General features: G+C 63.0%; 34 protein-coding genes. 7 read left to right on the top strand and 27 right to left on the bottom strand.

The annotated features are described in order from the left end of the window. Positions 1–70 precede the first annotated feature (70 nt). The 6 genes from X741_RS161815 to X741_RS161840 all read right to left on the bottom strand — a co-directional run bounded on the left by X741_RS161815 (position 71) and on the right by X741_RS161840 (position 6,285). Entirely contained in the window at positions 71–874 is an 804-nt protein-coding gene (locus tag X741_RS161815; protein ID WP_010915400.1) for an amino acid ABC transporter ATP-binding protein, read from the bottom strand. A gap of 24 nt (positions 875–898) precedes the next feature. Further along, the gene (locus X741_RS161820) at positions 899–2,056 is read right to left on the bottom strand and encodes an amino acid ABC transporter permease (protein WP_023766422.1); all 1,158 of its coding nucleotides are present in this window, start codon (positions 2,054–2,056) and stop codon (positions 899–901) included. 4 nt (positions 2,057–2,060) lie between these two features. After that, positions 2,061–3,248 (bottom strand): amino acid ABC transporter permease, encoded by a 1,188-nt coding sequence (locus X741_RS161825; protein ID WP_013896207.1) that lies wholly within the window; start codon positions 3,246–3,248, stop codon positions 2,061–2,063. Between the two features lie 63 nt (positions 3,249–3,311). Next, positions 3,312–4,340: an amino acid ABC transporter substrate-binding protein gene (locus tag X741_RS161830; RefSeq protein WP_023766421.1), complete on the bottom strand. Its 1,029-nt coding sequence runs from the start codon at positions 4,338–4,340 to the stop codon at positions 3,312–3,314. A gap of 402 nt (positions 4,341–4,742) precedes the next feature. Beyond that, on the bottom strand, positions 4,743–5,642 hold the full coding sequence (locus X741_RS161835) for a DUF2182 domain-containing protein (protein ID WP_023776384.1): 900 nt from the start codon (positions 5,640–5,642) through the stop codon (positions 4,743–4,745). A 7-nt stretch (positions 5,643–5,649) separates the two neighbouring features. Further along, complete coding sequence (locus X741_RS161840) at positions 5,650–6,285, bottom strand: DUF1326 domain-containing protein (protein ID WP_023776383.1); 636 nt, start codon at positions 6,283–6,285, stop codon at positions 5,650–5,652. Positions 6,286–6,583: 298 nt separating this feature from the next. Here X741_RS161840 and X741_RS161845 point away from each other — a divergent pair, with 298 nt between their 5' ends. The 5 genes from X741_RS161845 to X741_RS161865 all read left to right on the top strand — a co-directional run bounded on the left by X741_RS161845 (position 6,584) and on the right by X741_RS161865 (position 10,825). Then, positions 6,584–7,762 (top strand): cystathionine beta-lyase, encoded by a 1,179-nt coding sequence (locus X741_RS161845; protein WP_023776382.1) that lies wholly within the window; start codon positions 6,584–6,586, stop codon positions 7,760–7,762. A 242-nt stretch (positions 7,763–8,004) separates the two neighbouring features. Continuing rightward, the gene (locus X741_RS161850; RefSeq protein WP_023776381.1) at positions 8,005–9,084 is read left to right on the top strand and encodes an HPP family protein; all 1,080 of its coding nucleotides are present in this window, start codon (positions 8,005–8,007) and stop codon (positions 9,082–9,084) included. A 106-nt stretch (positions 9,085–9,190) separates the two neighbouring features. Continuing rightward, the gene (locus X741_RS161855; protein WP_023776380.1) at positions 9,191–9,874 is read left to right on the top strand and encodes an RNA polymerase sigma factor; all 684 of its coding nucleotides are present in this window, start codon (positions 9,191–9,193) and stop codon (positions 9,872–9,874) included. Positions 9,875–9,980: 106 nt separating this feature from the next. Continuing rightward, complete coding sequence (locus tag X741_RS161860; RefSeq protein WP_023776379.1) at positions 9,981–10,505, top strand: DUF4142 domain-containing protein; 525 nt, start codon at positions 9,981–9,983, stop codon at positions 10,503–10,505. Further along, a complete protein-coding gene (locus X741_RS161865) occupies positions 10,502–10,825 on the top strand; it encodes a cupredoxin family copper-binding protein (protein ID WP_023776378.1) in 324 nt (107 codons plus the stop codon). The genes X741_RS161860 and X741_RS161865 overlap by 4 nt, the downstream gene beginning before the upstream one ends. On the opposite strand, the gene X741_RS161870 is transcribed toward X741_RS161865, so the two are convergent. Next, a complete protein-coding gene (locus tag X741_RS161870; RefSeq protein WP_023776377.1) occupies positions 10,771–11,667 on the bottom strand; it encodes a crotonase/enoyl-CoA hydratase family protein in 897 nt (298 codons plus the stop codon). The genes X741_RS161865 and X741_RS161870 overlap by 55 nt on opposite strands. Before the next feature lie 81 nt (positions 11,668–11,748). On the opposite strand from X741_RS161870, the gene X741_RS161875 reads away from it, so the two are divergent. After that, complete coding sequence (locus tag X741_RS161875) at positions 11,749–12,333, top strand: TetR/AcrR family transcriptional regulator (protein ID WP_023776376.1); 585 nt, start codon at positions 11,749–11,751, stop codon at positions 12,331–12,333. A gap of 99 nt (positions 12,334–12,432) precedes the next feature. On the opposite strand, the gene X741_RS161880 is transcribed toward X741_RS161875, so the two are convergent. From X741_RS161880 to X741_RS1000000167375, 11 genes are all read right to left on the bottom strand, one after another. Then, positions 12,433–13,659 carry an anion transporter gene (locus tag X741_RS161880; protein WP_023776375.1) on the bottom strand — a complete coding sequence of 409 codons (1,227 nt, stop codon included), beginning with the start codon at positions 13,657–13,659 and terminating at the stop codon, positions 12,433–12,435. A gap of 69 nt (positions 13,660–13,728) precedes the next feature. Continuing rightward, the gene (locus tag X741_RS161885) at positions 13,729–14,691 is read right to left on the bottom strand and encodes a glycosyltransferase family 4 protein (RefSeq protein WP_023776374.1); all 963 of its coding nucleotides are present in this window, start codon (positions 14,689–14,691) and stop codon (positions 13,729–13,731) included. Between the two features lie 100 nt (positions 14,692–14,791). Next, positions 14,792–15,574 carry a GGDEF domain-containing protein gene (locus X741_RS161890; protein ID WP_023776373.1) on the bottom strand — a complete coding sequence of 261 codons (783 nt, stop codon included), beginning with the start codon at positions 15,572–15,574 and terminating at the stop codon, positions 14,792–14,794. A 183-nt stretch (positions 15,575–15,757) separates the two neighbouring features. Beyond that, a complete protein-coding gene (locus X741_RS161895; protein ID WP_023766409.1) occupies positions 15,758–15,979 on the bottom strand; it encodes a hypothetical protein in 222 nt (73 codons plus the stop codon). 855 nt (positions 15,980–16,834) lie between these two features. After that, positions 16,835–17,245 carry a hypothetical protein gene (locus X741_RS161900; RefSeq protein ID WP_023766408.1) on the bottom strand — a complete coding sequence of 137 codons (411 nt, stop codon included), beginning with the start codon at positions 17,243–17,245 and terminating at the stop codon, positions 16,835–16,837. Positions 17,246–17,568: 323 nt separating this feature from the next. Next, positions 17,569–17,787, bottom strand: coding sequence for a hypothetical protein (locus tag X741_RS161905; protein ID WP_245272647.1), 219 nt, complete (start codon positions 17,785–17,787; stop codon positions 17,569–17,571). A gap of 52 nt (positions 17,788–17,839) precedes the next feature. Continuing rightward, positions 17,840–18,709: an RNA ligase family protein gene (locus X741_RS161910; protein WP_023776371.1), complete on the bottom strand. Its 870-nt coding sequence runs from the start codon at positions 18,707–18,709 to the stop codon at positions 17,840–17,842. Between the two features lie 79 nt (positions 18,710–18,788). Then, positions 18,789–19,136, bottom strand: a complete 348-nt coding sequence (locus X741_RS161915; RefSeq protein WP_023776370.1) for a DUF1515 family protein — start codon at positions 19,134–19,136, stop codon at positions 18,789–18,791. Between the two features lie 97 nt (positions 19,137–19,233). Then, positions 19,234–19,410 carry a hypothetical protein gene (locus X741_RS1000000169510; protein ID WP_023776369.1) on the bottom strand — a complete coding sequence of 59 codons (177 nt, stop codon included), beginning with the start codon at positions 19,408–19,410 and terminating at the stop codon, positions 19,234–19,236. Positions 19,411–19,414: 4 nt separating this feature from the next. Beyond that, entirely contained in the window at positions 19,415–19,795 is a 381-nt protein-coding gene (locus X741_RS161920) for a hypothetical protein (protein ID WP_023776368.1), read from the bottom strand. Continuing rightward, positions 19,795–20,565, bottom strand: a complete 771-nt coding sequence (locus X741_RS1000000167375) for a lysozyme (protein WP_023776367.1) — start codon at positions 20,563–20,565, stop codon at positions 19,795–19,797. The genes X741_RS161920 and X741_RS1000000167375 overlap by 1 nt, the downstream gene beginning before the upstream one ends. Here X741_RS1000000167375 and X741_RS1000000170280 point away from each other — a divergent pair, their 5' ends adjacent. After that, complete coding sequence (locus X741_RS1000000170280) at positions 20,566–20,817, top strand: hypothetical protein (RefSeq protein WP_031249760.1); 252 nt, start codon at positions 20,566–20,568, stop codon at positions 20,815–20,817. Positions 20,818–20,826: 9 nt separating this feature from the next. Here X741_RS1000000170280 and X741_RS161930 read toward each other — a convergent pair whose 3' ends face one another. From X741_RS161930 to X741_RS1000000170275, 9 genes are all read right to left on the bottom strand, one after another. Then, on the bottom strand, positions 20,827–22,161 hold the full coding sequence (locus X741_RS161930) for a LamG domain-containing protein (protein ID WP_023776365.1): 1,335 nt from the start codon (positions 22,159–22,161) through the stop codon (positions 20,827–20,829). Further along, on the bottom strand, positions 22,161–23,021 hold the full coding sequence (locus X741_RS161935) for a hypothetical protein (RefSeq protein WP_023776364.1): 861 nt from the start codon (positions 23,019–23,021) through the stop codon (positions 22,161–22,163). Before X741_RS161935 ends, X741_RS161930 begins: the two co-directional genes overlap by 1 nt. A 1-nt stretch (position 23,022) precedes the next feature. After that, positions 23,023–23,163: a hypothetical protein gene (locus X741_RS1000000169505; RefSeq protein ID WP_023776363.1), complete on the bottom strand. Its 141-nt coding sequence runs from the start codon at positions 23,161–23,163 to the stop codon at positions 23,023–23,025. After that, positions 23,163–23,471, bottom strand: coding sequence for a hypothetical protein (locus X741_RS161940; RefSeq protein ID WP_023776362.1), 309 nt, complete (start codon positions 23,469–23,471; stop codon positions 23,163–23,165). Before X741_RS161940 ends, X741_RS1000000169505 begins: the two co-directional genes overlap by 1 nt. Before the next feature lie 30 nt (positions 23,472–23,501). Beyond that, the gene (locus X741_RS161945) at positions 23,502–24,155 is read right to left on the bottom strand and encodes a hypothetical protein (protein WP_023776361.1); all 654 of its coding nucleotides are present in this window, start codon (positions 24,153–24,155) and stop codon (positions 23,502–23,504) included. Beyond that, the gene (locus X741_RS161950; RefSeq protein ID WP_023776360.1) at positions 24,152–25,039 is read right to left on the bottom strand and encodes a hypothetical protein; all 888 of its coding nucleotides are present in this window, start codon (positions 25,037–25,039) and stop codon (positions 24,152–24,154) included. Before X741_RS161950 ends, X741_RS161945 begins: the two co-directional genes overlap by 4 nt. Then, on the bottom strand, positions 25,039–25,605 hold the full coding sequence (locus tag X741_RS161955; RefSeq protein ID WP_023776359.1) for a hypothetical protein: 567 nt from the start codon (positions 25,603–25,605) through the stop codon (positions 25,039–25,041). The genes X741_RS161950 and X741_RS161955 overlap by 1 nt, the downstream gene beginning before the upstream one ends. Positions 25,606–25,617: 12 nt before the next feature. Beyond that, the gene (locus X741_RS161960) at positions 25,618–26,085 is read right to left on the bottom strand and encodes a hypothetical protein (RefSeq protein WP_023776358.1); all 468 of its coding nucleotides are present in this window, start codon (positions 26,083–26,085) and stop codon (positions 25,618–25,620) included. Next, positions 26,085–26,830, bottom strand: a 746-nt coding sequence (locus tag X741_RS1000000170275) for a hypothetical protein (protein WP_032927470.1), incomplete at its 5' end; no start/stop codon positions are given. The genes X741_RS1000000170275 and X741_RS161960, both read right to left, overlap by 1 nt.

Raw genomic sequence — 26,830 nt, 5'->3', positions numbered from 1 at the left:
ATCCACTCGCTCAAATGCAAGGAAGCCCGGCCGTGGTGCGGCCGGGCTTCCTGAACTGGCGTCGGATCGCTCAGTGCAGGATCTGCGACAGGAACAGTTTCGTGCGCTCGTGGCGCGGGTGGTCGAAGAACTCGGCCGGCGTGTTCTGCTCGACGATCTGGCCCTGATCCATGAAGATCACCCGGTTGGCGACCTTGCGGGCAAAGCCCATTTCGTGGGTGACGCACAGCATGGTCATGCCTTCTTCGGCCAGGCCAACCATGGTCTCCAGCACTTCCTTGATCATTTCCGGATCGAGCGCCGAGGTCGGCTCGTCGAACAGCATGATGCGCGGGTTCATGCACAGCGAGCGCGCGATCGCTACGCGCTGCTGCTGGCCGCCGGACAGCTGGCCGGGATATTTGTTGGCCTGTTCCGGGATCTTCACGCGCTTGAGGAAGTGCATGGCGATTTCCTCGGCCTGCTTCTTCGGCGTCTTGCGCACCCAGATCGGCGCCAGCGTACAGTTCTCCAGGATGGTCAGATGCGGGAACAGGTTGAAGTGCTGGAACACCATGCCGACCTCGCGGCGCACCTCGTCGATCTTCTTCAGATCGTTGGTCAACTCCTTGCCGTCGACGATGATCTTACCCTTCTGGTGCTCTTCCAGCCGGTTGATGCAGCGGATCATCGTCGATTTGCCGGAGCCCGACGGGCCGCAGATGACGATGCGCTCGCCGCGCATCACCTTCAAATTGATGTCCTTCAGCACATGGAACTCGCCATACCATTTGTGCATGGCGATGATGTCGATGGCGACATCGGTGGTGGAGATATGCATCTTGGCGGCGTTGACCTTGATCTCTTCCGCGCTGACGGCATTTTCGGTGGCCATGACGGGGTCCCCTTGCTTTTTTGTTTAGCGTTTGTGGCCGGTGTCGAGCCGGCGTTCAGTGTACATTGAATAGCGCGACATGCCGAAGCAGAACAGCCAGAACACGAAGGCGGCGAAGACGAGACCGGATTTCGCGGTCTGCGCCGTTGCCCAATTGGCGTCGGAAAAGTTCTGCTTGACGATGCCGAGCAGGTCGAACATCGAGATGATGAGGACCAGGCTGGTGTCCTTGAACATGCCGATGAAGGTGTTGACGATGCCGGGGATAACCAGCTTCAGCGCCTGCGGCAACACGATCAGGCTCATCTTCTGCCAATAGCCGAGGCCGAGTGAATCGGCGCCTTCATACTGGCCCTTCGGGATCGCCTGCAGCCCGCCACGCACCACCTCGGCCATATAGGCGGCGGCAAACAGCGACACGCCGATCAGTGCCCGCAAATATTTGTCGAAGGTGACTCCGGCCGGCAGGAACAGCGGCAGCATGACGGAGACGAAGAACAGGACGGTGATCAGCGGGATGCCGCGCACGGCCTCGATGAAGATGACGCACAGCATCTTGACGATCGGCATCTTGGAGCGCCGGCCGAGCGCCAGCACTGTGCCCAGCGGCAGCGACACGGCGATGCCGACGAAGGAGAGGCTGAGCGTGATCAGCAGCCCGCCCCAGCGCGAGGTTTCGACATGCGGCAGACCGAACATGCCGCCAACCAGCAGGAAGAAGGAAACGATCGGCAGCACCAGGAAAAGCAGGATGGCGTTCAACCCCTTGCGGGGCACGCGCGGGATCAGCATCGGTATCAGCAGCGCCGCGAACAGGATGGCGACCACGATCGGCCGCCAGCGCTCCTCGACCGGATAGGTGCCGAACATGAACTGGCCGAACTTGGCATTGACGAAGGCCCAGCAGGCGCCGCTCCAGCCATCCGGCTGAATGCCGCCTTGCGCCACGGTCGCGCAGACGGTGCGATCCGGCCCGGTCCAGACGGCATTGATGAACGCCCAGCCGATGACCTGCGGCAGCACCCAGGCGACGATGATGATGCCGAGGATGGTCAGGATGGTGTCGCCGACCGTGCCGACCAGGTTCTTGCGCACCCAGGCGATCGGACCGCTGACGCTTGCCGGCGGCGGCTGCGCCAGCGCCATCTCGGTACGCACCCAGGTCATGTCGTGTTCCTGCATGGTCCTACCTCTCCACCAGCGCCATTCTGGCGTTGACCACGTTCATGACGGCCGATGTCACCAGGCTGAGGATGAGATAGGCGATCATCATGATCAGCACGCCTTCGACCGCCTGTCCGGTCTGGTTGAGCACCGTGCCGGCGGTCGCCGTCAGGTCGGGGTAGCCGATGGCGATGGCCAGCGAGGAGTTCTTGGTCAGGTTGAGATACTGGCTGGTCAGCGGCGGAATGACGATGCGCATGGCTTGCGGCACCACGACCAGCCGCAGGATCGATCCGGACCGCAAGCCAAGGGCGGCGGCGGCCTCGGTCTGGCCCTTGCTTACGCCCCTGATGCCGGCCCGCACGATCTCGGCGATGAAGGCCGCCGTGTAGCAGGACAGCGCCAGGTAGAGCGACAGGAACTCCGGCTTGACCTGAAAGCCGCCGGTCAGGTTGAAGGTCGACTGTTTCGGAAGATCGAAGCTCAGCGGAAAGCCGCTCAGCACGTAAGCCAGCAGCGGCAGCCCGACAATCAGCGCCACGGAAGTCCACAACACAGGAAATTGCTGGCCTGTCGCCATCTGCCGCTGACGCGCCTTGCGAGCGACGAACCACGCCATGGCGATGCCGACGACGAGCGCGACCAGGATCAGCCAGGAGCCGTCGCCCCAGACCGGGCGCGGAAAGTAGAAGCCGCGCTGGTTGAGGAAGGAGCCGAAGGGCAGGTTGTAGCTGTCACGCGGCGGCGGCAGCACGGCCAGCACGCCCGAATACCAGAAGAAGATGACCAGCAGCGGCGGGATGTTGCGGAAGATCTCGACATAGACGGTGCAGATCTTCTGGATCAGCCAGTTCTGCGACAAACGGCCGATGCCGATGACGAAGCCGATGATGGTGGCGGTGATGATGCCGGCGACGGCGACGATGATGGTGTTGATCAGGCCGACGACGATGGCGCGGCCATAGGTCGAGTCCGACGTATAGGCGATCGGCGTGTCCGAGATGTCGAAACCGGCGCGTCCCCTAAGGAAACCGAAGCCGGAGGCGATGTGCAGGCGCTGCAGATTGTCGATGACGTTCTGCACGATCCACCAGACAGAGCCGAACAGCACGATGACGACCAGCGTCTGGAAGAAGAGACTGCGGACTTTCGGATCATTGACGAACGAAGCCCGGCTTGGCTCCTCGCGAAGGATTTCCTGCGATGCCATGCGACCATCCCCTGGAAAGAGAAACCGGGAGGCAGACGATCTGCCTCCCGGATCACATTTCGGTCAGCGGATCGGCGGAGCGTATTGCAGGCCGCCCTTGGTCCACAGCGCGTTGATGCCGCGGGCGATCTTGAGCGGGCTGCCCGAGCCGACATTGCGATCGAACATTTCGCCGTAGTTGCCGACGGCCTTGACGATGTTGACGACCCAGTCGTTGGAGACACCGAGATCGGTGCCGATCTTGGTGTCGGCTTCCTGGCCGAGCACGCGCTTGATCTCCGGACTGGCGGAGTTCTTCATCTCATCGACATTGGCCTTGGTGATGCCGAGTTCCTCGGCGTCGAGCAGCGCGAAATAAGTCCACTTGACGATGTGGTACCACTGGTCGTCGCCCTGGCGCACCGCCGGTCCGAGCGGCTCCTTGGAGATGATCTCGGGCAGCACGACGTGATCCGCCGGCGAGCCGAGGGTCAGGCGGATGCCGTAGAGACCCGACTGGTCGGTGGTGTAGACGTCGCAGCGGCCGGCGTCATAGGCGGCATTGACCTCTTCAAGCTTCTCGAAGACGACCGGGTTGTACTCCATCTTGTTCGCCTTGAAGTAGTCGGCGAGGTTGAGCTCGGTGGTGGTGCCGCTCTGCACGCAGACTGCGGCGCCCGAAAGCTGGAGGGCCGAGTTGACGCCCGGCAGCTTCTTGGCGTTGATCATGAAGCCCTGGCCGTCATAGTAGGTGACGCCGATGAAATTCAGGCCAAGTGCCGTGTCGCGGTTGATGGTCCAGGTGGTATTGCGCGACAGGATGTCGACTTCGCCGGACTGCAGGGCGGTGAAGCGCTCCTTGGCGCTGAGCGGCGTGAACTTGACCTTGGTACCGTCACCGAAGACCGCGGCTGCGACAGCACGGCAGAAATCCGCATCGATGCCTTGCCAATCACCCTTGTCGTCCGGCGCCGAGAAGCCGGCGAGGCCTGTCGAGACGCCGCACTGGATGAAGCCTTTCGCCTTGACCGTGTCGAGCGTGGTAGCCGACGCGGCCGACGCCATCAATCCAAGCGCAGCGGCGCCAAGAATGCCGATAGCAATGTGTTTCATGACCCACAGACCCTTTTCTGTTTTCAGGCAAAACCTGATCTTTTTTCCCGTGTGAACGCAGCTCCCATTCCGGCCCATTCCCGGAACCCCGCATCGTAAACCGACGCGCTGCCTCCCATTCACGGACAGCATCGAAGGCGATAATTCCCGTGAGGTCAAGGGAAATGACTGATTTCCAACGTGTTTGAAAATCGATTGCCCCGAATGCCTGAATTGCGGACAAGAGCGCCCGCGATTTAGTCATGAGCGCAAATAAAGTCGGCACGATCAGCTTTACGTAAAGGGAGGTTCCCGGTCGAAATCCGTCCTTGCCCGTTACTCGGCGTTACTGGCGTCCCGCCGCGATCGACTGACATCATCTGTCTCCGGGCCCGGCGTTCGCGGGCGAGGATGCGAAGCTGTTCAGGATGCTCCGACGATGAACCAGACGCCGATTGAGGCCATCAGCACGCCCGTGATGCGCGGCACCAATTGCCCGGTGGGGATGATCTTCTCCAGCAGGACGAGTGCGGCGATGCCGGCGATCCACAGCACGTTCATGACGCCGCCGACGAACAGCAGGGCCATCAGCGCCCAGCAGCAGCCGAGGCAATAGGCGCCGTGGGCGACACCGAGCCGAAGCGCGCCGATCGGAGTGGAACGGAACCCGCCATGGCTGGCCAGGAACGCGATCGGCGCCTGGCATTGCCGCAGACAGACGCCCTTCATTGGCGTCCATTGATAAAGGCCGGCCGCGATCAGGACGAGACCGCCGAGGATCGCGCTGTCGGTCGCCATCGAAGGGCTGAGCAAGGCAAGGCCGGCGAGCAGCCATTGCGCGGCGGTCGCCACCAGGCTGAAGACGACCCAGACCGCGAGATAACCGGCAAAGAACCATCCCGTCGAGGCAATGGGCCGGCCGTCGGCCCGCGCCTTGCGGCCGACGCCGGCGTAAAGCAGCAGCATCGGCGCCACCGAAGGCGTCATCATGCCGACCATCATCACCGTCCACATCGTGAAGATGAAAGCGAAATCCGCCGCTGCCCAGGCCCGGAAAACGGGCGCCGCGGTGGCGCCCATGTCCATGCCGGCGATGTCCATGCCGGTCATGTCCATGCCGGCTATGTTCATGCCGGCCATGTTCGACATGTCCATTTCGGCCATGCCGCCGCCCGCGCCGGCCGGCGCGGGCAAACCGGGGGTGACCATGCCGGCGGCGAGCCACAGCACATAGGCCCAGGCGAGCACCGCGATCACGACGAGGGCGGCCGTCACGACCGCGCGGTCGCGCCGCAGCGCCGCCTCGAGGGCCGTGTCGCTCATGGTCGGCTCAATGCACGACGCCGCTTTGCGTGAGATGCAGATTGGCAAAGTGGCTGTGGGTGTCGGCCAATTCGAACGCGATCGGACCGGTCGCCTTGGTCCAGCCGCGCCCGATTTCGGCGAGTGCGTATTCGAAACCGCGCGGAAGGTCTATGCGCGCCCGATGCTCGGCGCCGGTGACGGGATTCTTGATCGGCTCGCCATGGCCCTCGGTGACGCCCGGCACGTGCAGATGGCCTGTCCTTGCGTCGACGTCGACCTTGAAGTCGATGGCGGCGAAGATCGGGTCATGCAGCGTATCCAGCGTGGTCGAGAAAACCTGGAATATGGTCGCTCCGGGCTCGGTGTCCTCGCCGCCGAGAATGCGAAGCAGGGCTACGCGCTGCGCCTCGTTCGCCCGTTCGTCGATGACCACCGCCGCCTCGCCGCCGCCTTCATGAATTGCGCCAGGCCAGCGAAACACACCCGCGAAACGCAGGCCATCGAGCCTGGTGTCGCCGTGATAGCCGCTTTCGACCTCCATGCCGACCACGGCCTGGCAGAAGCCGTAGGTGGGCAAGGCGTTGAATTGGCACGGGCAGCCATAGGCGCAGTTGCAATTGACGAATTCACGCGCCTTTAACATCCACTTGACGTTGGACATAACGATCCCTCCCATTGTTGTTCGGCGGGAACGAGAAGCGGTGATGCGGAAGCCCAATTGCCAGTGCGTTAGCCGCTGCCGGGATTGAACATCCGGTAAGATTGGCCCGCCTACTTTGCATTAGATATCCATCATATACCTTTTGCGGCGGCTTACAATATCCGGCGGCCAGATCGAACTCGGCAAAGCTGTCTTCGAATTGGCACATCCGAAGTCCGTCCGGTGGCGGCGGCTGGGCTGTTGCACGGCCCATGGCACCGCACTATGGCTAGCGCCTTGTGAAACGAGGCGATCAAGAATGGCGAATGACGGCAGCGGGCCAGGCAAGATGGGCATCAACACGCGGCTTGCCCATTCGGGCAACAACCCGCACGACTATTTCGGCTTCGTCAATCCGCCCGTGGTGCATGCCTCGACCGTGCTGTTTCCCAATGCCGCCGCGATGGCGGCGCGCGACCAGAAATACACTTACGGCACGCGCGGCACGCCGACGACGGACGCCCTTGCCCACGCCATCGACGCGCTGGAAGGCTCGGCGGGCACGATCGTGGTGCCGTCAGGGCTTGCGGCGGTGACCATACCGCTGCTCGCCTTCGTATCGGCCGGCGATCACCTGCTGATCGTCGATTCCGTCTATCACCCGACCCGCAATTTCGCCGACACCATGCTGAAGCGGCTGGGAGTCGAGGTCGAGTATTACGACCCCCATGTCGGCGCGGGCATCGCCGCCCTGATCAAGCCTAATACCAAGGTGGTGTTCACGGAATCGCCGGCCTCAAATACCTTCGAGGTGCAGGACATTCCGGCCATCGCCGCGGCCGCGCATGCGGCCGGCGCCATCGTGATGATGGACAACACCTGGGCGACGCCGCTCTACTTCCGTCCGCTCGACCATGGCGTCGACATCTCCATCCATGCGGCGACGAAATATCCGGCCGGCCATTCCGACGTGCTGCTTGGCACGGTTTCGGCCAATGAGCGCTGCTGGAAGCAGCTCTATGAGAGCTTTTGCACGCTTGGCTGCTGTGCTGGACCCGACGATGTCTACCAGGTGCTGCGCGGCCTGCGCACCATGGGCGTGCGGCTGGAGCATCATCAGCGCAGCGCGCTCGCCATCGCGTCGTGGCTCGAGGGCCAGCCGGGCGTGGCGAGCGTTCTCCACCCTGCTCTCCCCAGCCACCCTGATTATGGCCTGTGGAAGCGCGACTTCTGCGGTTCCAGCGGCATCTTCTCCATCGTGCTTGCCGGCGGCGGCCAGAGACAGCAGCACGCCTTCCTCGACGCTTTGCGGATCTTCGGGCTCGGCTATTCCTGGGGCGGCTACGAGAGCCTCGCCGTGCCGGTCTGGCTCGGCGATCGCGTCGTTGCAAAAGCCGCCTATGAAGGCCCGTTGATCCGCCTGCAGATCGGCCTCGAGGATGCCGAGGATCTGAAGGCGGATATCCAGCGTGGTCTGGCCGCCGCGGCCGCCGCCTGACCGCGCGTACGGGCCGGCTGCCGAGCAGAATCAGCAAACGACCGCAAGGCATTGACGCTGATGACAAAGCGCGAGCCGCTCGCAGCATCCCAGCGCGGCGTGGCGCGCAATATTATTCTCCCGGGCCGCGGCTTTCCGGATTTGTTTGACTTTCAAATCCGTGGGTTCGGCTTCATTGCGTGCTGCACGCATTTTAGCCAATCCATTCGTCACCAAGCCGATCCCTTCACCACAAAGTTGCCATGGCCTTTCGTCTTTTTGTCCCTATCCTTGCCGGCGCGACGCTGCGTGAACGCCTGTTGGCGTGCATCGGAGCGACGATCGGCATCGCACTGACCGGCGCCATCAGCGGACTCGCGATGGGCGGCGGCCCGCATGTGGCCCTGCTGGTGGCGCCGATGGGCGCCTCGGCCGTGCTTCTCTTCGCCGTGCCCGCGAGCCCGCTGGCACAGCCCTGGTCGATCATCGGCGGCAATTCCATATCCGCGCTGGTGGGCGTGACCGTCATGCATTTCGTCCATGATCCGATATTTGCCTCCGGCCTCGCGGTGGCGCTCGCCATCGCGGCGATGTCGTTCACGCGCTGCCTGCATCCGCCGGGTGGTGCCGCGGCGTTGACGGCGGTGCTCGGCGGGCCGGCCGTCGTCAGCGCGGGATTCCTGTTTCCCTTCGTGCCGGTGGCCCTGAATTCGATCATCCTGGTCACGCTCGGCTTCCTCTTTCACAGGCTGGCACGGCGCAACTACCCGCACGTCGCGGCACCCGTCGCCAACAGCCACGGCACCGCCGATCCGCCTGCGGGGCAGCGCGTCGGCTTCCGGCCCGAGGACGTCGATGCGGCGCTGACCACACTCGACGAAACCTTCGACATCGACCGCGACGACCTTGAACGGCTGTTGAGACAAGTCGAACTGCAGGCGATGGTGCGGTCGCACCGGACGCTGCTTTGCCAGGACATCATGTCGCGCGACGTGGTTGCAGTGCCCGAGCAAGCCAAGGTCGACGAGGCGCGCCAGCAGCTGCTCGATCACAACATCCGCACCCTGCCGGTGGTCGACGCCGAAGCGAGGCTGGTCGGCGCCGTCGGCCTGCGCGAGCTGACGAAGGCCGTCGATACGGTGAAGGGTGTGATGTCCAGGGCCGGCACCGCCTCGCCCAATACGCCAGCGATGAGCCTGCTTCCCGTGCTGACCGACGGCCGCAGCCACGCCGTGGTCATCGTCGACGGCGAGCGGCGCATTCTCGGCCTGATCACGCAGACCGATCTTCTGGCGGCGGCGGCGCGCGTACAAACGGCAGACAACGGATTGGCGGCGGCCTAAAAAAAGCGAAGCCGGATCGCCGAAACCCGGGAACCTTTTTGCGGCAGGCGCATCCAACGTGCAGTCAAGTGTCTGTTCGGGCGTCTATTCGGGAGATCCGGTCGCGATGAGCAAGCTCGCAATGCCCGCCACGCCCGCAGTGGCCCAAAACCCTTCCAGCGACATGCTGCTCGTGCAGCGAGCGCTGGCGGGCGAGGCGGACGCCTTCCGCGCCATCATCAAGACGCACAACCAGCGGCTCTTCCGCATCGCGCGCGGCGTGGTGCGCAACGACGCCGAGGCCGAGGACATCGTCCAGGAGGCTTATGTCCATGCTTTCGCCAGTCTGGCGGCATTCCGTGGCGAGTCCTCGCTCGCCACCTGGCTGTCGCGCATCGTCATCAACGAGGCGCTGGGCCGCCTGCGCAAGAGGCGGCGCGTTGTGGCAATGCCTGAAAATCCGGAAGCGCGGATCATCCGCTTTCCCCTCAATCCCAGCGACGATCCGGAGCGGACGATGGCGCAGCGGCAGATTCTCGCACTTGTCGAACGGGCGACCGACAGCCTGCCCGATATCTACCGCATGGTCTTCGTGGCCCGCGTCATCGAGGGCCTGAGCATGGAGGAAACCGCCGACCTGCTCGGTCTGCGGCCTGAGACGGTCAAGACCAGGCTGCACCGGGCGCGTGCCCTGTTGCGCAAGGCGCTGGACGACGAGATCGGCCCTGTGCTGCTCGACGCCTTCCCCTTCGCCGGCCGGCGCTGCGAGCGGCTGACCCAGGCGGTGATGGGAAGGCTGGGCTTCGAATGATCTTGTCCTGATTTTCCGGGAACGTTTCTCCAGCTTCCGCATCCAATCAGCGTCAACTGAAAAATGTGAGCCCGGCGCCTCCTCGCGGCCGGGCAAGGAGGATGCCATGTTCACCCGATACACCGCCGCCCTTGCCGCCTTGCTTCTCGTCAGCGCCGCCCCGTTCGCACAGGCCGCCGACAAGCCGAACGACCCGCAGATCGCCCATATCGCCTATACGGCCGGCGTCCTCGACATCGAGGCCGCCAAGCAGGCGATCAAGAAATCGAAGAACAAGGAGGTTCTCGATTTCGCCAAGGACATGGAGCGCGACCACGAAGCGGTAAACAAGCAGGCGCTCGAGCTAGTCAAGAAGCTCAAGGTGAAGCCCGAGGACAACGCCACCAGCCAGGCGCTGACGAAGGCGGCGAAAGAGGAGCGCGCCAAGCTCGCCAAGCTGAAAGGCGCGGCCTTCGACAAGGCTTATGTCGACAATGAGGTCGCCTACCACAAGCAGGTCAACGGCGCGCTCGAAACCCTGCTCATTCCCTCGGCCGGCAATGCCGAGTTGAAGGGCCTGCTGGAGACTGGCCTGAAGATCTTTCAAGGCCATGAGCAGCATGCCGAACACGTCGCCGGCATGCTGAAATGAAAGCGGGAGCTTCAAATCGCCTGCCATGGCTGGCCACGCTGGCGCTGGTCCTTGCGGCGGCGCCGGCGGCGGCCGCAACCATCCAGGTCACCATCGACAAGCTGGTCTTTTCGCCTGACGTCGTCGAGGCGAAGGTCGGCGACACGATCGAGTGGGTGAACAAGGACGTGATCGCCCACACAGCCACAGTGAAAGGCGGCTGGGAAGTGATGATCCCGCCACGGAAATCAGCAAGCCTGACATTGAAGGCGGCGGGAACGCTCGACTATTTCTGCCGCTTCCATCCCAACATGAAGGGCCGATTGCTGGTGTCGCCGTGATCCAACGCGGAGGAGGCCCGCCGGGCCTCCTCCGGCCGTGCGATATGGGTCCATGAGCCGTCGAAGCCCGGCTTGCGGCGCTCGATCCAGGCATCGAGCCCTTCGCGCAGATCGGTGGTCGGGGCCATGCGGGCGAACTGCTCGGCCTCGACCAGCAGCCCTTCGGCAATGCTCTGGTTGAGGCCTCGCGCCACTGCCGTCAGAATGCTGGCGATGGCCGGTTGCGAGTGCCGCAGAATGCGCCTGGCCAGATCAAAAGCCGCCGGCATCAGTTCGGCATGGGGCACAACCTCGTTGACGAGACCGAACTCAAGCGCCCGCGGCGGCGGAAACCAGTCGCCCGTCAGCAGCAGCTCAAGTGCCCGCTTGCGCCCGGCCAGCCTCGGCAGGCGCTGCGTTCCGCCAAAGGTCGGCGGCATTGCAAGGTTGATCTCCGGCTTGGCGAACAGAGCTCGGTCGCTGGCGATGGCGAGCGGCACGGCCTCGGTGATCTCGCAGCCACCGCCAAAAGCAATGCCGTTGACGGCCGCGATGATCGGTTTGCGGAACGCTTCCAGCCTCGCCGTCAGCCGCTGCCCGCGCATGACGAAGTCGCGCATGGCGACATCGGAACCAAGTGCCACGCTGGCCGAAAATTCATGGATGTCGCCACCCGCCGAGAAAGCCCGCTCCCCTGCTCCGGTGAGGATGACAGCCCGGACGCTGCCATCGACTTCAATCTCGTCGAGGATCGCGAGCAGGCGATCGATCAGGGCATAGTTCAACGCGTTGAGCTTTTCCGGACGATTGAGGGTGAGGACGGCAACCTCGTCTCGGGTTTCGTTCAGGACAAGATCGGTCATTTGCTTTTCCTCTTCAGCTGCGGCGAGAAAAGGAACATGCTTTCTGTTGCCTGTATATTCACTAGTCGGTATACATAGTCCATGCCTGAAGCTCAAAGTCCGACCCGCAAACGCATCGTCGAAGCCGCGACGAAGCTTTTCTACGCCGAGGGAATCGGCCGTGTCAGCGTCGATGCCGTCGCCGAAAAGGCCGGGCTCACCAAGCGGACGCTCTACTACCATTTCAAGAGCAAGGACGACCTGATCGCCGCCTATCTCGACGGGCGCGACCAGCCCAATCTGAAGCAGATGGCCGCGTGGTTCGACGCCCAGGAGGGCGGTGCGGACCGCAAGGTCGAGGCGATCTTCAGCAATCTGGCGCGGGTGGCGCGCCATCCGAAGTGGAAGGGTTGCGGCTTCCTGCGCACCGCCGCGGAACTCGCCTCGATGCCTGGCCATCCGGCGATCAAGGTTGGGTCGCGGCACAAGTCCAACTTCGAAGCATGGCTGGCTGGCGCATTGTCCGGGTACGACATCGAGGAGCCGCAAGCCCTGGCCCGTGAAATCGTGCTGCTGATAGACGGCTGCTTTTCGATCATGCTGATCCACCGCAATGCCGACTACATCGAAGCCGCCGGACGAGCCGCGGCCACGCTGGTCAAGGCGCGAATCTCAGGCCAGGCCTAAAGCGCGTCGCGCCGAAACGGATTCATGCGACGCGCTTTAGACCCTTGTTTTTATGCATGTCGTTCTCCCAAAACCGAGATCACTTTTGGGCGACATGCATTAGAATCCCAACGCCAGCCAAGCGGTGCCGGCGACGAGCGTGATCATTGTCAGCGGCAAGCCGACCTTGAAGAAAGCACCGAAGGACAATGGTGTGCCGGCGGCCTTGGACTGTTCGGCAACGATCAGGTTGGCGACCGAGCCGAGCAGCGTGAAATTGCCGGCCAGCGTCGAGCTCATCGCCACCACCAGCCAAGCGCGTTCGGGGTTTTCCAACCCGGGTATGAACGGCCTGAGCGCCAGTACGGCCGGCACATTGCTCATGATGTTGGAGAGCACGGCCGTGAAGCCGGACAAACGCCAGACATTGTCCAGACCGAGATTTTTGGCCGAAGCGATCATATCAGGCGTCAGCAGCGTCTTTTCGGCGCCGGCAACCACGACGAACAGCCCGGCGAACATGAACAGCAGCGGACCGTCTAACTCACGGTAGATGCGTTCCGGCTTGATGGCGCGGGTGAGCAGGAGAATGGCGCCGCCGACCAGCGCCGCCTTGGCCACGGGAACGCCGGCGAAGAAGGCGATCGCCAGCCCGATGCAGACGATCACCGCCTTCAGCACTTGCCCGCGATGCATGCGGCCGCGCGAGACGTGCGGCGTCAATTGAGCGGTACGGGTGAATTCGGCCCGGTAGACGATGCGCACGATGACGATGACCGCGACCAGTCCGAACAGCGCGACCGGCGCCAGCGCCGCCGAAAAGGCCGGATAGGAAATGCCCGATAGCGCGCCGATGACCATGTTTTGCGGATTGCCGGTGATGGTGGCGACGCTGCCGCAGTTCGATGCCGTGGCGGTGGCGATCAGATAGGGGACTGGGTTGCGGTTGATGACGCGGGTGACGTGGACGACGATCGGCGCCATGACCAGGCAGATGGCGTCGTTGACCAGGAAGGCCGACAGCACGCCGGTTAGAAGCGTCACCATCACCAGGAGCATGAACGGTGCGTGCGCGTGCTCGATGGCGATCGCGCCAAGGCCGCGAAAGGCGCCCGATACCTTCAGATGCGCCACCACGATCATCATGCCGAGCAGAAGCGTGATGGTGTCGAAATTGATGGCCCGATAGGCATCCTCCATGCTGAGCGCGCCAATGGCGATCATCGCGGCGCCGCCAAGCAGTGCGATCCCCGCGCGGTCGAGACGCAGGCCAGGGATGCGGCCGATGGCGACGCCGGCATAGGTGAGGACCAGGATCAGCAGTGCCGTGGCGCCCATCAATGTCATCGGTGGAAGTCCTGCTCGATCTGTTGGCGCGCCGAAGGGTGTCTGGAAAGGCCAGACGGCGTGGTGCCGTTAACGCCGGTAGAAATCAAGCTGTTGCCGCAATGCCTGCGGCGAAAACAGCTGTTCGACGGTCTGCCTCGCCTTCTTGCCCACGGTTTCTCGCCGCGCCGGATCGGCCTTGAGCTCGGCCAGGATGCCGGCCGCCTGCTGCGTGGTTTCGAACAGAAAGCCGTTTTCGCCATGCCTGATGTGGTCGGCATAGCCGCCATGCACATGACAGACCACGGGCAAACCGCAAGCCATCGCCTCGACCACGACGCGGCCGAACGTCTCCACATGCGAACCGGTGCGGTAGTAGAACACGTCGAGCGTCGGCAGGAACTGTTCGGCGGCAAATTGGCCCTGCGGCAGGAGTTCGAGCAGCGGATGCGGCGCGAGCCTGTCCCTGAGCGGCATGCCGCCTTGGATCCGCACCGCGACGCCATCGGCCAGCAATGCCTCGTAAAGCGCCGCATCGTCGGCATGATGCTTGTCCGCCGTGTCGCGGCTCAGCCGGCCGACCGTAAACGGGCCGTCCGGCCTCCCTTGCCGTGGCGCGAAACGGTCGATATCGATCGGCGACGGATGAACGACGCCCTCGACCCGCAACAGGCGCTTTTGAAAGTCGGATATCAACACCAGTTCGGCGTCTGGCCAGCCAAGCAGGCGCGGCATGCGCGTCGTCAGCGCGATGATCTTCGGGTGGAAGGTGTTGAAGACATAGATCAGCCGGCGCGGCTTCGGGATCAAGTAAGGCCATAGCTTGTTGCGCCAATGCGCGCCGAGGAAGACATAGGTGCCACCGTCCGGCGCGTTGCGCGTTGCCGGCGAGACGGGGCGAATCGGGAATTGGCGCATCAGCTCGTCCGATACGCGCGACGAGGTTGCCCACAGCCGCACCGGCACATCGGCGCTCAACAGTCGGTACAGGTCCAGGGTTTCGCGTTCACTGCCGCCAAACGGGTTCTGAAAACCGTTGAACAAATGGATCATGATCGCTGCGCTTACCTGGCCTTGCCCGGAGGAAGCACAGCGGTGAGAGAGCGTCAAGGAAGCCGCCCGCGTCAGCCCCCAGCCACTTGCAAGCCGGTGGTCAATGCATGGTGGCGGCGCTGGGTTCCGGGGCGGCCTGCGCCGGATCGAAGCTGACCTGATCGCGGCCATTCGACTTGGCGGCATAGAGCCGTCTGTCGGCGGCGGAGAATATCGCCTCATAGGTGGTCGGCCCGTTGAAGCTGGTGCCGCCGATGCTGACGGAAAGCGGACAGGAGCGGCCACCGGGCGAAAAGTCCATCTCGCTGATGCGCCGGCGGATGCTTTCGGCAACCAGCCAGGATTGCGAGGGATCGACACCAGGCAGAAACACGCCGAACTCCTCGCCGCCAATGCGGCCGACGATATCGCTGCCGCGCAATTGTGCCTTGATCGTCTGCGCTATCAGCTTGAGCGCCTGGTCGCCGCAGTCATGGCCGAGGCGATCGTTGATCGACTTGAAGTGGTCGGCGTCGATGATCAGCAGCGCGCCGGAACGGGTCGGCTCCTGTTTGCGGGTCTGCTCGAGATAGGCTTCGACCAGCATCGAGAAGGCACCTCGGTTCAACACCGCCGTCAGGCTGTCCGTCGCCGCGATGACGCTGAGATCGCGCTGGGCTATGGCCAGCTGCCGGATCTTCCACATGAGAAAAAACAGGAACGAGCCGCCCAGCACCAGGGGAAGCATCAGGTCGGTCAGCTGCGCACGCCAGACGGCCTCGGTCGAAAGATAGGGGAAATTGAACGAATCGACGAAAAACGCCACAGCGATAAAGAACGCCGTTCCGGCGGCAGTGACAGCGACCACCCTGCCCCAGCTGGTCGGCGACAGGTCGAGCTTCATCCCGTTTCACTCCGTTAGCCGTCTCTACTATGACGTGCCAACGCAAACAAAATGATAAGATGTTCGTTTCAATTCTAGATCGGTTGAGCGGGAGCCGGAGCACGCTTGCCTCACTGGGCGGCAGTGCTCCGGCGGCTGAAGCGAATTCACCGAATTTCGCCTGGATGAGGGGAGATCCTGAATTCAGCGGTTGGGTGATGGCCCACCCGCCTCGACAACGAAGGATGCCGCGATCAGGTCGTCGGCATCCAGTCGCAGCGAACCGTCGCCCGCCCCCATGATGGCGGCGACCTTGTGAAAGGTCCTCATCTCATGGTCGGAAATTTCGGCATCATGCATTCTGGCCTTGAGTTCGGCGATACGCCGCACCAAAGCAGGGGACGTTCCAATTTCACGTTTCGACATGGCCTGCTTCTCCTCCCCCAACCCGCACCTATTTTGCCCCCGCCCGTTTCGCTGGTCCTCACACTGCCTGTTTATCAGGCACCGCGAATACAAGGCCCCGAACGCGCGGTGTGTGCTAAGGTTCCAGGCCAGGAAGATCACGAAATAATTCCGGGACGATGATGCTGAGCGGCCGGAGCCGACGGCACGCATGCTGATTTTGTCGCGCTTTTGTTTGCTCGGATTGGGAACTCGCCGGACCGCGGTCCCGCGCCCAAAATGGGCTGGCGCCCAGCCAGCGGTCCGCCCAGCGGACAATCAAGTCCGCCGCGTAGCTCGCTTCCTCACAGGAAACCTTACTCGTGGTGCTGCACGATATAGCTCGTGCTGACGGCGCTGCTCCCAATGCCTCGGGTCACCACAACCGTCGTATATCCGGTAGGCAGCGAGCCGGTGACGGTCTGGTCGACAGGACGGCATCGGCCGACTATTTCTCCGCTAGGCGCTGCCGCGAGCCTGTCGGCCAATGAGGCACGGCATTCCTCAAGCGAGGCATAGCGAGTCTCAGGTGCCCAATTGACAGGTTTGCAGACGGACGCTTGGCTTGGGCTGCACGAAAGCAAAACCATCACCGCTGCAGTTGCTGGATCCATTCCCGAGGCTCTCATGTCGGACGAGCCTAAACGCGGGTCGGAAATCTTTGTTTCGCAGCCGCTAAAATATTGTGCCGCCGGGGATGCTCCTCCTCGAACCTTTGGCACGCGGAATTGCCAATAGGGTTCTGGCGCTGCTTGCGCGGGCCGATCGCCGGTCCCAAAGCTCCGGCAGCCCGCAGCTTGCTGGCGGGCTTATCTCGCTGATATCGATTCCGCCAATTCAGCGTGTGGCTGGCGACAGCTCAGATGCCAAACGCACGCTCGCGCCCGAGAAGACCACGAAGGCAAACACCAGCACGGCAGCGGCCACGATCAGCGAGCCGGCGGCGACGACCGGCTCGATCGCCGTATAGCCGCCGTGTAGCATCAGATACAGCGCTGGCAGCATGATTACCAAGCCGATCGTATAGAGGCCGTAGTGGATCATTGCGATCTTACGAGCCGCCTTTGCGGGATTGAGGGCGTAGTAGCCGCCGAATATCGCGCTTGTGACCCATCCGAGCAGATTGATATGTGCATGGGCCGGAAAAGCACCGTGGTCGCCCGAGATCGCCATCTGCAAACCGGCGCCTATTCCCAAAATGAGCCACACGACGGCGGTCTTGAAGAAAAGATCTGAAACTCTAGGCATGACACTCCTCCCAAAATGCCGATTTCAAAGCCCTTCGATATTAGGTCTTCCTAAAATGAAAACGCAATCAAAATCAAACCCGACCACAAGACCCTCTCGGGCCAAAAGTGTTACCCATGTCTCCGGTATAAACCGTAACCTATGTGTCCGGAACGGACCCTGAAAAGATTGGCGATCCCGACAGGATTCGAACCTGTGACCATCGGCTTAGAAGGCCGGAAGAAATCGAGGCGGATCGGCGATAGTTCCAACTTTGCGCAGGTGCTAGCATGCGGAACATTTGGTGAAACTTGGAACTGAAACCCAGGTGCAATTGACCCCCTCTAGCCACGAACCCGCCGGCCCATGCCAGACACTTTGTCGGGATCGGGCGAATAGATCAGGCCGACGTCCTTGCCGCCGCACTTGGCGCATCGCATCCTGGGGATGAGATCGTCCGCCATCGCCGGTGCATCCGGGCCTAGCTTGGCTTTCACCTTTTCGAGATCGAGACGCTGATTGTGATGGCATGAGGGCCGACGACAGTCGGCCACCAGCTTCATATGCTTGTCGATCAATTCTTGAACTGTCCAGCCCATGCGACCCGATATAAGCTCACTCGTCGCTGAAGCCCAGCACCGAGGCGTGGCGCAGCTTTTCCTCGCCGCGCAGGTGCTTGATGCGCAGGCCTATGCCGGGCGATACCCACTGCGCGGCCGGCCGCTTGAGCCCGGCAGCCGGCGTTCCGGCATGTGCCTCGACCCGCTTCCATAGCCGTTCCTTCATGTCACGGCCGAGACTGATGACGGCAGAACCGACATATTTGCCGGTGCCCGGCTCGGCCATCAGGGCTTGCGATGCATGGCCGCGCTCGCGCTCGACGCCGAGCAGCTCCAGGTCGCTGATCACGTAGCTTTTCGCCTTGACCCAGTTCGAGGTCGGGCCGCTGCGGTAGCGGCTGTCGGCGCGCTTCGACACCACGCCCTCGATCCCCGCCTGGTCGACCAGGTAGAAGATCGACTTGGCGTCGCCCGGCAGCGCCTCGCTGAACTGGATGCGGCCGACTTGCCCGGTCGGCTCGATGATTGCGGCCAGCATCTCGCGGCGGGCCTTGCAGCCGATGTCGCGCAGATCGTAGCCGTCTAGGTGCAGAATATCGAATGCGCCTAGCACCGCCGCATAGGGGTCCTTGTGAACAGCCCGCTGCATGGCATGGAAATCCGGCAGGCCGGCGGCATTGGTGACGACCGCCTCACCGTCGATGATGGCGGTCTGGCACTTCAGCAGTTTCGCCGCCTCGGCGATGCCGGCGAATTTCGCCGTCCAGTCGGCGCCGCTCTTGGTGAAGACCCTGATATCGTCAGGCCCGTTGATGACGATCTGGACGCGATAGCCGTCAAGCTTGATCTCATGAATCCATCCGTCGCCCTCGGGCGGGCTGGCGACCAGTTTCGGCACCATGGGCGGGATGAACGACAAACGCATGAACGATACTCGGGAACCGCACATCAATCAGTTTTGGCTAAAATAGTTCCCAAACCGCAAACCAGCAGGCCGACGATCCTCACATGCCGCGCAGCGCGCGCCAGATGTCGTGCCAGTAATAGGTGATTGTCGAGGCCACTGCGCCAGCGGCGATGCCGGTCACGCCAAGCGCGCCAAGCCCCATCAGTTTCCAGCGCGTCACCTCGTCGGTGACCATCTTGGTGTCGGCGACATCGGATTTCATCGACGCGACGTCGACGGTTATGCCCGCGACATTGATCCTGACTTCACTAAGATCCTCGACCAGCTCGTCGACCCGGCGATGCACCGTGGCGCGGTGCTGATCGCCAAGCTGGATGCTCTTTTCGATGCCTTCCACCTTGGCCAGCAGAATGCCAAGGGTCCGCTCCACGCCCGTTGCCGCCATGCTCTATCCCCGCCGGTTGCATTGCTTCAGATCGAAAGGATGGCGATCGCCGCCAGGCAGGCCGCCATGCCAACCAGCATCACCGTCAGCCACGGTTTCATGGCGCGTCCCATTTGATGATCTTGTCCATTCGCACCGAGCAGACGGCGAGCGCCGCTTCGTTGGCATCGCCGCGCTCGACGAAGTCGCCGGTGGTTTCAGGACCGCCGGGCTTGTGCCATGGCGGCGGACAGCGGCGCTTGAAGGACGCCGGGATGTGCCGGTCGAGCGTCACGTATTTAGTGAGGACCGGCGGGCTTGTCGGCGTACAGGCCGCGCAGAGCGCCAGGCACAGGAGCTTTGAGATAGGCATCAACATCCGCATTTTTCGCCCTCAGTTCGGCCAGCGTCCTTGCGACGGCCAGCGCGGATTGGTTCGCAACATCGATTTCGGCGGCGAGATCGGCGGCCAACTGGTCGGCCCTCGCCTGCGCCTTGGCCTGCGCCGTCATCGTCTTTTCATTGTCGGCGTTGACGTCCAGTGCGGTCTTCAAGCTGCGCTCGGCCGCCTGTTGAGCGACGATCGCGTCGCGCGCGGACAGCTTGTAGTGATAGGCGGTCAGCCCGAGCGCCAGGAAGGCGATGACGACGCAAAGCGCGGCTATGAGCCTGGTGGTCATCAGTGCGCGCCCAGCAGGCACAGCGCCTTTTCGCGCTTGCGGCGCTCGAACAGGCCGCGCAGCACCCTGCCGCCGGCCTTGTCGAACCAGGTCAGCGCCTGGCAGCCGCCGGCGATGTCGCCGGCATTGAGGCGGCGGGTTGCAGTCGACTTGCCGATGGCGCCGATGCCGCAGTTGAAGGCAGTCGAGGTGTAGGCGGCGTCGCGCGTCGCCGGCAGGCGCGCCGCGATCGTCACCGGGCTGAAGAAACGATGCAGCCCGGCGCGGTGCTCGGCAACCTCGACCCAAAGCAAGGCGAGGCATTCCCGGTCGGTCTTGACCATGTCGGCAACGACACCACGGATCGAGCCATAGCAGATCGTCCAAATGCCGACCGCATCGCGATACGCCCGGTTGCGCTTGCCCTCTTCCCTGGCGATGAACGGCACGGCGATCTCAAGCGTTTGCGCCTCTGTCGCGATGCCGGAATCGGATGTGGCCGCCCTGGAGGGCGCGGCGAAGATGACCGCAAGCGCAATGATGATGGCTATGATTGCGGCGACGCGCAGCCATTCCTTCCACGGCGAAAGCCCTTGCTGCCAGACGCGGCCGACGATGCCGGCAAGCAGGAACAGCACGCCAAGCCACCATGCCAGATAGGGATCGTAATCCTGGCCGGTCAGGCTATAGCGAAGCTCGGGCGCGATGAGCACGGCGAGGCCGGCCAGCTGCATCCAAAAGCTGAGCGACAACAGCACGACGCGGCGCCAGTCCGTAACGAGACGGGGCATGTGTTTTCCTTTCCGGGATCGATTGGCTATGTTGCGGCGATGAAAGAGCCCAAACGCGACTGGTTTTCGCTGCCCAAACCGTGGCTGGAGCTGGATCAGAATCTGCGCGACAGGGTTGTCCGCGAGGCTGGCGAGATCCGCACGCATGATGGCGGGCGGCTCGTGCGTCTTGACGGGCTCTGGGAGGTTCTGGAGAGCGGCGATAGCCACGATGCGGCGGTGGTGCTCAATGTGCTGCGGAAGGCGAACTAACCTCTCGATCTACGATCTTGGGAAAGCCGCAGTTGGCACCGCAAACCCTGCATCCGAGGCATAGCGCGCCACGCCTTTGGTCATTCTAAATTCATCAGCACGACCGTTGAAGTCGAATGAGCTTGAACCGACGAATCGATAGCCTAATGCCATCGGATCGGGGGAGTTGCCGATGTTGTAGTTATAGCCAATTGCCTTTCCGCCCATTACGCCGTCCGCGTAGAGGCGAAGGACGTTCGACGCATCACGATCCACGGCAATGTGATGCCACGTCCCGACAACCGGCGTGAACGGGAAGCCACTGCTGAAGTGAGCGTTGCCGTCCCGGAACAGGAGTTCGGAACCGCTATAATAGAGCATCCATGTGTCGGAGCCACCCATGCGTCCAAACAGGAGCGGGTTTCCCGTTATCGCCGTCCAACGGAACCACCCCTCGTAGGTGAAAGGCCCCGCGTCGGGTGAAAAGTCAGCGTGGGCGGCGAGTTGTATATAGTCGCCAACGCCATCGAAGACCACGGACGACGTTCCGAATTTGAACGCGCTTGTATCAAGATGGGCGTTACCGCCAAAGGTCACGGGGCTGTGCGCCGACAGGCTTTCGTCCGTGGTTGTGGTAGCGTTGTTGGCGCCGTTGAGACCCAGCAGCAGAACGACATTGGCGAAATACGGATCGGTGACGGGCGCAGCTGCATCGGCGAACTGGTCGATGACGATCGAGAACGGGCCGGCATCGGCATTGTTGAACCAAAGCGCAATGCCGAAGGTGGCGACGCCGGAGACGTTGGAGAACGGCGTCGGCGTGGCGCCGGTGTATTCGTCGGTATAGGTGACATTGTCGGGGCTGGTCTGGAACTTGTAGGTGGCGCCATCCGCCGAGACGACCAGCCTGATGTAGTTCGGCCCGGCCTGGGTGCCGTTGGCGGATGCCCCGCCATCCGATGTCGTGTGCCCGGTGTCCTTGTTCCAGCCGTTCGGCGGCGTGCCGTTGACCTTGTATTTATTGAGGCCGGTGGTGCCATTTCCGCGCAAACCGACGATGTGGAAATCGTTGTTGGCCTTCAGGCCGAAGCCGACCATGGCGAGCTTGCCCTGCTGGGCGAGCTGCGAAAACTGCGGCGTGTAGCGGAAGGTGTATTGCCGGCCGGCGGCGATCGTCGCCAGGGGATAGACGAACTTGCCGAACGAGCCGGGCTTGACCTGGCCCTTGACGGTGGTGTTGCCCGAGGCCGTGGTGGTGACGATTGGATCGGCGACAAAGCCGCCATCGGTTGAACCGCTGCCGCCACCGACAACGACAGCCCTGCCCGGCCCGCGTCGGCCAAGCATATAGGGTGCGGCGGTCATCAGGCGGCTCCCTGGAAGCCTTCAAGCGTAGCGATCCAGGTCGACTGCGCAACGGGCGTGAACGCGTCCAGCGTCTGCAACAGGCCGAAGACGGTCTTGGCGCCGGAGGTCGGCAGCGTGATGATGCGCGCGCCCTCGTCGGGCACGAAGAGACCGCCAGAACCATCGCTGAAGGTCCGCATCGAGCCGGACAGCGAGCCGATGAAGGTTGCCCTCGGCTGCGAAAACGCAGCGTGATCGCCGCTGTTGACGGTCGGCGAGGCGCGGTAGAGCCACATGCGCAGCGACTTGCCGGCGACACCGGTGTCGGAAGTGATCAGCCGCAGCCGCTCAATCGTGACCAAGTCGTCGTTGATGTCGGACAGCGAGAAAGAGAACGGCGTGACAGATCCGGCCGTGGCGCTGTTCGAGACGCCTTCGTTGGCGACATAGGCGGTGGTGTTGTTCAGGCGCGTCATCGTCGCGGCGACGGCCTCGATGAACTTGGTCTTGACCTTGCCGATCAGGCTGGTGCCAGGGCCAACTACCAGCGTGCCGGCGATCCACTGCTTGACCAGGCCGCGCAGATATTGCTGCACGGTACCGTTGGCGTCGGTGATGACGGCCGCGCCGGCCGTGGTGCCGAGGATGCCTTCGAGGCCGTCGAGCAACCCGACGAGCGTCGTCGCCAGGTCGGTATGCAGAGTGTCCAGCTTGGTGTTTGAACTGGCAATGGCCGTTTCGATGCCGTCGATAGCGGCAAAGTCTTCGTTCGACAGCGCGACCGGGCGGGATGCGGCGGCAGCAACGCGGCCGGGCGCGAGCGGCGCCTCGACGTTGACGATATCGCCATTGGCATTCTTGATGGGGATTTGGGTCATGTCAGATATCCTCCAGCAGGATCAGCAAGCCGCTGTTCTTGGGTTTCGAAAAGTCGAACACGCCATCCGGCGACGCCGCGGACCCGCCGCCAGCGAAGCCAAGGATCATGCCGAGGCGCAAAAAGAGCGAAAAGCCGAGCATCAGCGTGCCTCGACCGCGATCAAGTCGCCAGGCGCGACCAGCAGCGGATAGGGCATGCCTGATGGAACCGGCCACGCGGCGCGGACACCCTCGCTTTCGGCCGTGTCCGGCGCCGGCCCGACCGCGACCCAGCAATCGGCATCGGCCAGCAGCACGACGATGGTCTCGCCGGCTTCGACGGTCAGCGTGCCGGTGTTGGGCATGGTGATTTCTTCCGAGCGGGCGGCGGCGCCGACCGCCACGTCGACGACCTGGCTGCCGAAGACATTGGGAAACGCGCGGCTATAGGTAACGATGAGCGTGGCCATCGGCGGGTTCCTTCAGGGGTTGTGAGAAAATCAGGCGGAAAGGGCGGGCAGCCAGATGTCGGCCAGCGGCGCGTAGAGCGTCACCTTGCGAATGAAGGTGCCATTGTAGGACTGGTCGGTTGGATCGCCGCCGAAGGAGGCGGTTGCCATCGGGTTCATCGAGATTGGTGCGACGACCTGAGTAACCACGGCACTGCCGTCGCACGATATGCTGAGGAAATCGTTGGTCCTGGTCACGGCGATCTTGTGCACACCTGGCCCATGCGAGGTGTTGATCTCGACGTTTCGGGTGTTGAAGCTCGCCTCATGCGCATCCACACGCAGGCCAGTGAAGGCGGTGCTGCGCTCTATGCGGAACGTGTGATTGTCATCGACATCGGCAAGATAGAGCAGGTAGGTGGCGCCATCCGTCGTCAGTTCGTCCCATTCGATGACGACCGTCCAGTCGAGCGTCAACAGCAGCGCCAGATAATCTGCGATTGCCGCCACGACGCCGTCGACATCGTCGTTGAGGATTTCCAGTCCGCTCACACCGATGCGCGCCGGCTTGTCGATGATGGATGCTGCGGCAACCGGCGAACCGGCAAGCTCATAGACCTCGTTGATATAGTCAGCATCGGCGAGCACGGTCGGCGAAAACACGCTTCTGCCGCCAAGCGGCTGGGCTGCAACACCTGGCATCATGATGTCGTCGTCTCCCTCTCGCACAAGATCCACAGCACGCCGGGCGTCGTCGGGGTAAGGGTATCGCCATCCGGCTGCACGGCCGCGCCGATGCCGCGATAAGTCTTGCCCTTGTGGGTAATGAGGATCGCCGAGACATCGATCGCCAGCGGCGAGAAGACATAGTCCATGCCCTCTCCGGTGTTGGGGTCCCAAAAGCCGGTCACGCCATATTGGCAGTAGTACGAGCTCGCAGAGTACGGGTCGCGCCCCACCGTGCCGTCCGTGCCGCCGAAAAAGCCGGTGCCTTGCAGCGGTGCGTCGGTGAAATTGGCACCGCGCATCTGCAGGGTCGCGTTCGGCACGGATTGGAAGGCGATGCTCTCATGGTTCGGTATGCCGAAATCGGGCAGTGCTTCACCGGCAAGCGACTGGAATTCGGCGCGCGGATACCAGCTGAAGATCGTGTTGGTGGTGCCGTAGGCTGACAAAACCACCGTCCACGGCGTCAGCGAATGCACGTCGGGAAGGCTGGGCAAGCCCTCGAACGCGTCTATTTTCAAAGGCCCCCAGTCACCGGTGTTCTTGCCCCATGCGCCATAGCCCGGCGACGGCGCCACGGCCCATTCATACTGAAAGCCGGTGATGTAATTCACGGAATTTGGCGTGAGCGGATTCTCGGCCAGCGGCGCCTCCTCCGCGACCGCCGTCCAGTCCCACGGCTGCTCGCCATCCGTCACCTCGCCGGATGCGCCGCCGGGATAGGGATAATCCTTGACCACCGAGCGGCGTATGATGTTCAGCGCGAAAGCGATGTATTTCACGGACGTGAAATGCACGGCGACGATCTGCTGGAAGAAATCGAGTTCGGCCGGATTGGCGAGCGACCCATAAGGACCGGGCATCAGGCGGTCACGTCCTCGGCAAGGCGCCCGATCAGATCCCACTCGCTGCCATCAGGCACCACCTTGCAGGTCACAGTGCTGCCGCGGCCGGCGGTCTGATTGATAAAGCCCTCCATGCCATTGACGGGGACATCGGTGCTTTCGGGGAATGCGATTGCGCCATCGCCGACCTGACGGAAGGTGACTTCGGTGTCGGCCGGCAGGTCGGGCGGAAGAATTACCGTCAGGGTTTCGCTGCCGTCGTAGCGCAGATAGCGGTTCGCGTGGGACGCCGTGACGGTGAAGGTGCCATCGGTGGTGGCGTCGATGTCCATACCGATCGACGGCCGGAAGTTCGCCTGCGGCAGCGTGAACGGGCCGAAGACGGTGCCGTCCTCCAGGTAGATCCGCATCTGCACGCCGATGACGGTGATGTTGGAGATGTTGAGCGGCTCGGGGATGTCGCCAATAATGGCGTCGATGCGCTGCGCCAGCTCATAGGTGTTGCCGTCGAATTCGCTGGCATTGAGCGGCGATCCCTCGCCGGCGCCCCATGGCCCGGTGCTGACGTATTTCAGTGCGGTCATGAAAAAATCCCCTCAACCACCGGTGTGGTCCTGCGTCTCCGAAGGGTCCTTCGACCAGTCGAAATTGAAGCGCTTGTACCGCCCGGTGGTGCGATCGACGAACATCACTTTCAGGATGCGCTCGACGATGACGTATTGCTCGGAGTCCTGCGGGTTGACGACCTTGATCTTCTCGACGCTGCGGTCGACGTAGTCGAAGTCGTCGATGACGATGCCGTCCTTGGGATCGTCAGCCGGATCGTCGGGCGGCCATATCACCGACATGCCCGGATTGCTCTTCTGATCCGGCGTCGTCAGCGTAAAGGAAGACGGCCCGCCGAAGTGGAAATGCGCCGGGCCATCGCCTTGCGGAGGAATGCGGGCCAGCGCCCTTTTCAGCACCGCCTCGCCATTGCCGGCACTGTTGATGACGGAGAGCCGCGCGCCGCTGGAATTGCGGCCGGCGCGCCACGGATTGGAGAGGCCAACGAGATCGGCCATCAGGCGGCTTCCAGGTTTATGGTCCTCGGCACCATCATCGCGCTCACCTCGATCGGATAGTCGGTGATGAAGGGCGGATCGTCGCGATCGAGCGTCAGCTTCTTCAGGTCGCCATCGACCTCGGTGTCGATCTGGTTCAAGGCGTCGATCGCCGCCGACATGTCCGACAGGAATGCGTTGAGCACTTCGCGCTGCTCGACGATGCCGTTGATGACGGTGATGTCCTCGACCAGATCGGCGGCGCGCATGTCGAAGAAATTGACGCCGTCGTCATTCGGCGGCACCAGCATATAGTCTTCCGACAGCGTCACTTCGCCGGCGACCGGCATGACGGTGCGGCCGACATACGCCTGGATGCCCGGTTCCAGAATGCCTTCCTCGGCATAGACCGGAGCGCCGGGAACCGTGGTCACGCTGTTGCCCTTGCCGATGGTGCAGCCGATGGTGATCGAGGCGACCAGCGCGCCGTTCTGGACATTGAGCGCATAGCCGATGATCTTGCCCGTCGCCTCGCCGCCCGGAATATGCGGGTCGACAATGCGGGCGTTCTTGCGGCAGGAGAGATCAAGCCCGTCGCGGAACTTCACCGAGAACGTCACCTCGACCGCCCGGCTGCGCGCCAGGATGGCACCGCGGCACAGGCAGACCAGATAGTCCAGGCTTTGCCGGCCGCGCGGCGTGGTGAGATAGGCGCGCTTCCTGACATCGCGGATCGGCATGGCGCCGTCCGGATTGTCGGTGTCCG

It is taken from the genome of Mesorhizobium sp. LNHC221B00 (assembly GCF_000502935.1).
Classification (GTDB): domain Bacteria; phylum Pseudomonadota; class Alphaproteobacteria; order Rhizobiales; family Rhizobiaceae; genus Mesorhizobium; species Mesorhizobium opportunistum.
The sequence above is the reverse complement of the archived record's forward strand: the minus strand, read 5'-3'. Positions and strand labels throughout refer to the sequence as shown.

Coding starts and splice junctions, on each gene's coding strand:
- X741_RS161815 (WP_010915400.1), bottom strand. CDS start 874: ATGGCCACCGAAAATGCCGTCAGCGCGGAAGAGATCAAGGTCAACGCC.
- X741_RS161820 (WP_023766422.1), bottom strand. CDS start 2,056: ATGCAGGAACACGACATGACCTGGGTGCGTACCGAGATGGCGCTGGCG.
- X741_RS161825 (WP_013896207.1), bottom strand. CDS start 3,248: ATGGCATCGCAGGAAATCCTTCGCGAGGAGCCAAGCCGGGCTTCGTTC.
- X741_RS161830 (WP_023766421.1), bottom strand. CDS start 4,340: ATGAAACACATTGCTATCGGCATTCTTGGCGCCGCTGCGCTTGGATTG.
- X741_RS161835 (WP_023776384.1), bottom strand. CDS start 5,642: ATGAGCGACACGGCCCTCGAGGCGGCGCTGCGGCGCGACCGCGCGGTC.
- X741_RS161840 (WP_023776383.1), bottom strand. CDS start 6,285: ATGTCCAACGTCAAGTGGATGTTAAAGGCGCGTGAATTCGTCAATTGC.
- X741_RS161845 (WP_023776382.1), top strand. CDS start 6,584: ATGGCGAATGACGGCAGCGGGCCAGGCAAGATGGGCATCAACACGCGG.
- X741_RS161850 (WP_023776381.1), top strand. CDS start 8,005: ATGGCCTTTCGTCTTTTTGTCCCTATCCTTGCCGGCGCGACGCTGCGT.
- X741_RS161855 (WP_023776380.1), top strand. CDS start 9,191: ATGAGCAAGCTCGCAATGCCCGCCACGCCCGCAGTGGCCCAAAACCCT.
- X741_RS161860 (WP_023776379.1), top strand. CDS start 9,981: ATGTTCACCCGATACACCGCCGCCCTTGCCGCCTTGCTTCTCGTCAGC.
- X741_RS161865 (WP_023776378.1), top strand. CDS start 10,502: ATGAAAGCGGGAGCTTCAAATCGCCTGCCATGGCTGGCCACGCTGGCG.
- X741_RS161870 (WP_023776377.1), bottom strand. CDS start 11,667: ATGACCGATCTTGTCCTGAACGAAACCCGAGACGAGGTTGCCGTCCTC.
- X741_RS161875 (WP_023776376.1), top strand. CDS start 11,749: ATGCCTGAAGCTCAAAGTCCGACCCGCAAACGCATCGTCGAAGCCGCG.
- X741_RS161880 (WP_023776375.1), bottom strand. CDS start 13,659: ATGACATTGATGGGCGCCACGGCACTGCTGATCCTGGTCCTCACCTAT.
- X741_RS161885 (WP_023776374.1), bottom strand. CDS start 14,691: ATGATCCATTTGTTCAACGGTTTTCAGAACCCGTTTGGCGGCAGTGAA.
- X741_RS161890 (WP_023776373.1), bottom strand. CDS start 15,574: ATGAAGCTCGACCTGTCGCCGACCAGCTGGGGCAGGGTGGTCGCTGTC.
- X741_RS161895 (WP_023766409.1), bottom strand. CDS start 15,979: ATGTCGAAACGTGAAATTGGAACGTCCCCTGCTTTGGTGCGGCGTATC.
- X741_RS161900 (WP_023766408.1), bottom strand. CDS start 17,245: ATGCCTAGAGTTTCAGATCTTTTCTTCAAGACCGCCGTCGTGTGGCTC.
- X741_RS161905 (WP_245272647.1), bottom strand. CDS start 17,787: ATGAAGCTGGTGGCCGACTGTCGTCGGCCCTCATGCCATCACAATCAG.
- X741_RS161910 (WP_023776371.1), bottom strand. CDS start 18,709: ATGCGTTTGTCGTTCATCCCGCCCATGGTGCCGAAACTGGTCGCCAGC.
- X741_RS161915 (WP_023776370.1), bottom strand. CDS start 19,136: ATGGCGGCAACGGGCGTGGAGCGGACCCTTGGCATTCTGCTGGCCAAG.
- X741_RS161920 (WP_023776368.1), bottom strand. CDS start 19,795: ATGACCACCAGGCTCATAGCCGCGCTTTGCGTCGTCATCGCCTTCCTG.
- X741_RS1000000167375 (WP_023776367.1), bottom strand. CDS start 20,565: ATGCCCCGTCTCGTTACGGACTGGCGCCGCGTCGTGCTGTTGTCGCTC.
- X741_RS161930 (WP_023776365.1), bottom strand. CDS start 22,161: ATGACCGCCGCACCCTATATGCTTGGCCGACGCGGGCCGGGCAGGGCT.
- X741_RS161935 (WP_023776364.1), bottom strand. CDS start 23,021: ATGACCCAAATCCCCATCAAGAATGCCAATGGCGATATCGTCAACGTC.
- X741_RS1000000169505 (WP_023776363.1), bottom strand. CDS start 23,163: ATGCTCGGCTTTTCGCTCTTTTTGCGCCTCGGCATGATCCTTGGCTTC.
- X741_RS161940 (WP_023776362.1), bottom strand. CDS start 23,471: ATGGCCACGCTCATCGTTACCTATAGCCGCGCGTTTCCCAATGTCTTC.
- X741_RS161945 (WP_023776361.1), bottom strand. CDS start 24,155: ATGATGCCAGGTGTTGCAGCCCAGCCGCTTGGCGGCAGAAGCGTGTTT.
- X741_RS161950 (WP_023776360.1), bottom strand. CDS start 25,039: ATGCCCGGTCCTTATGGGTCGCTCGCCAATCCGGCCGAACTCGATTTC.
- X741_RS161955 (WP_023776359.1), bottom strand. CDS start 25,605: ATGACCGCACTGAAATACGTCAGCACCGGGCCATGGGGCGCCGGCGAG.
- X741_RS161960 (WP_023776358.1), bottom strand. CDS start 26,085: ATGGCCGATCTCGTTGGCCTCTCCAATCCGTGGCGCGCCGGCCGCAAT.